The sequence below is a fragment of the Micromonospora sp. DT41 genome, assembly GCF_049841715.1.
Classification (GTDB): Bacteria; Actinomycetota; Actinomycetes; order Mycobacteriales; family Micromonosporaceae; genus Micromonospora; species Micromonospora profundi.
Map to the genome: position 1 here is coordinate 1 of NZ_JBNCKU010000056.1, position 591 is coordinate 591.

Annotated in this window: 1 protein-coding gene; it reads left to right on the forward strand. The window is 69.0% G+C overall.

Annotated features, from left to right (window positions below):
• Window positions 1-591 (forward strand): transposase family protein (locus ACLQ23_RS31580; protein WP_425881539.1); only part of this gene is annotated, 591 nt, incomplete at both ends.

The window sequence follows — 591 nt, forward strand, 5'->3', positions numbered from 1 at the left end:
GGCTGGTCCGGTTGGTCGCCGAGCGTGGTGGTGACGCGATTGCCGACGGTCGGCCGGGACGGCAGTGGTCTCTCGACCTCGCTGATCGGGTGTTGCTGGTAGCCGCGTACTGGCGCACGAACCTGACGATGCGCCAGATCGGCCCGCTGTTCGGGGTGTCGCACTCCGCCGCGCATCGGGTCATCGACACCGTCGGCCCCCTGCTCGCTCTGGCACCGGTGCGCCGGCGTCGGGTCGACCAGGTCACCATCGTCGACGGCACCCTCATCCCGACCCGCGATCACCGCTTGGCCGCCCCGAGCAAGAACTACCGCTACAGCACGAACCTGCAGGTAGCCATCGACGCCCACACCCGCCTCGTCGTGGCCCTCGGCGATCCGCAACCCGGCAACCGCAACGACACCATCGTCTACCGGACCAGCGGCATCGACCAGAAGCTGGCCGGACGGCCCGTCATGGCCGACGGCGCCTACCGCGGCAACCCTGAGGTGATCATCCCGTACCGCAAACCCGGCGACGGCAGCGACTTACCCCCGTGGAAGGCGGACCTGAACAAACAGCACCGCACCGTCCGAGCACAGGTCGAGCACG